Below are 2,336 nucleotides of genomic sequence, written 5' to 3'. Positions count from 1 at the left end.
TCGACGCTGTAGTACACGTCGGGACCCTCGCTGACACCCGTATCGGTCAACTGTATGCCACCGAACGTGTAAACACTGTTGTTGCCTTCGACGAATCCGCGTCCGGACAGGATGACTTGTCCGCTGGATCGGTCGGCAGCGATCGAGGTGAAGTCGACGTTGTCAAGCACGGGCACGATCTGCAAGCGTGCTTGGGTGTTGTTCTGGTCGCCGACGACGCCGACGGTTCCGGTGAAGGCGTTCATCGGGACGACGACGGTCAGTTGCGATCCATCGGGCTCAACGGCCAGCGGGCGAACGACTTGTTGGCTGACGTTGCCGTTGATGTCGATGACTTGGAACACGACGTCACTGGACGCATCGAAGCCGCTGCCGGCGAGCGTGATCGCCTGCCCGGGGTTGGCGGAGGCCTCAAGGGCGTTGGCGGGCGTGCCGCTGTCGGCAGTCGCGTTGATGCCGCTGAACGTCAACGGGAACGCAGCGCTGGTGCCACCGAGGGTGCTGACGCTGATCGGACCAAAGGGCACTGCGGTTGGAACCGTCAAGTAGATGCTGCCGTTTTCGAAGCTGAAGTCGGCGCTGTAATAGACATCCGGTCCGCTGGAGGTACTGCCGTCGATCAACGACTGGGCACCGAAGTGGATCGTCACGCCGCCCTCGGCGAAACCGCTGCCGAACAACACAAGCTGCCCGTTGTGGTAAAGCGTCGAATCTTGACGCACGTCGTTAAGCGTCGGCACGATCTGCAATGGCAATGGCCCGTCGACAAACGCGGTGCTGTTGATGTCTCCCGTTGTGGCGTTCATTGGGACGACAAAGAAGGCGTTGTTGACGGTGCCGTCGAATCGTGACGGGGCAACCTCAATTGATCCGAGGTTGCCGTTGACATCGATTGTGGGAAAGGTCACTCGCAAGTTTTCATCGACACCGCCGGGAAAGTGGAATCCGATTTCTTGACCGGCATTGGCCGACGGTGCACGTCCGATCCTTGGGAACCCGCTCTGGGCCTTCAAATCACTGGCCGGACGGATTGTGAATTCGAAACTGAAGGGGGCGGCAAGGTGGTTCCCGGCGCGATCGGCGACGATCGCCGGGTCGAGGGTGACTTGATAGTTTCCGGTGTCCAGCAGATTGGCCGGATAGATCGAAAGGCGACGTCCCAGCACTCGGGATTCGACGGATCGCAGCGGGACCGTCTGGTCATCGCCACCGCCAACCACTCCGTCGGCGCCGAGGAAAATCAGTGAGACACCGCCCGCGTTGACAAGGGCTGTGTTCAGCGGTTCGTCAAAGCGAACATCAATCGACGGGGTGAAGAAAACCTTCTGTCCGGATTGCGGGGTCGTGCCGATCACCGATGGTGCGATGGAGTCGGCGACCAAGTCATAGGACAAGATGTTCGAGAGCGAGGTATTGCCACCGGTGTCGATTGCCCGAACTTGGATGGAGACCGAGGAGGGGCCGCCGGCTAATGCGGGGGCGATGGCGATGAAGTCAAAGGGGAACGCCACGTCGTTTTGCACGACTTGTCCGTTGACCAAGAGTTCGACGTTTCGAACCTGGACATCGTCGGTGATCGAGACTTGAATCGGAATCGAAGTTCCTTCGACGATCTGAATGCCGGCAGCGCCCCCATCAACATCCTGAACCGGGCTTGAGATCGAAATGACGGGAGCTTGGCCGAGATTATCGAACGAACGATAGTTCACGACTTGCAATCCGTTGACACCGTTGGCGACAAAGGCGATGCCGGCGCCCAAGGCGACACTTCGTGGATCGGACGGCAACGAATACTGCGTCACGAAAGCACTTGTATCGGTCGGATCGGAGACATCCACGACGTGCAGCACGCTGTCGACGCCGAAGCCCAGATCGCCGACGGAGATGCCCAAACCGGAACCGTTGGCGACGATTGCGGTGCCGGCGATATTATTGGCGTCGACATCGCTCAGCAGAATCAGGTTGTCGGGATCGGCCACATTGGCCGTCATGAACCCTTGTCCGAAACCTGGGTCGGCGCCGATGTAGGCGACCCCGTTGCCGACGAACACTTTGCGGCCGGCTTGCGGCAACGTCAGAGAGCCGCGCACGACCGCGCTGAAATGGCTGATGTCGATGGCACGAAGTTGTTGGTTGCCGGTCAGGGCATACAGGATGGAACCTTCGCGGGCCAGGTCCACGATGCCGCCGCCGATGGTGATCGATTCGAGCAACTCGCCGGTAGCTAAATCGATGATGTGCAGTCGGTCGCTTTGCGGCGACCCTGCATAGATGAGGCCGTCATAGATTTCGACGCGAGTGGCGCCGCCCGGCAATGGCACCGACTGCAGCAACGT

General features: G+C 60.0%; 1 protein-coding gene. It reads right to left on the bottom strand.

Features of this window, described 5'->3' with window-relative positions; genetic code table 11:
• Positions 1 to 2,336: Ig-like domain-containing protein (locus ABX749_RS29830; protein WP_372899243.1), on the bottom strand; the 2,336-nt coding region annotated here is incomplete at both ends.

Source organism: Stieleria sp. (assembly GCF_041595215.1).
In the GTDB taxonomy this organism is placed as follows: Bacteria; Planctomycetota; Planctomycetia; order Pirellulales; family Pirellulaceae; genus Stieleria; species Stieleria magnilauensis.
Note: the sequence above shows the minus strand (reverse complement) of the source record. Positions and strands in the feature narration are given on the sequence as shown.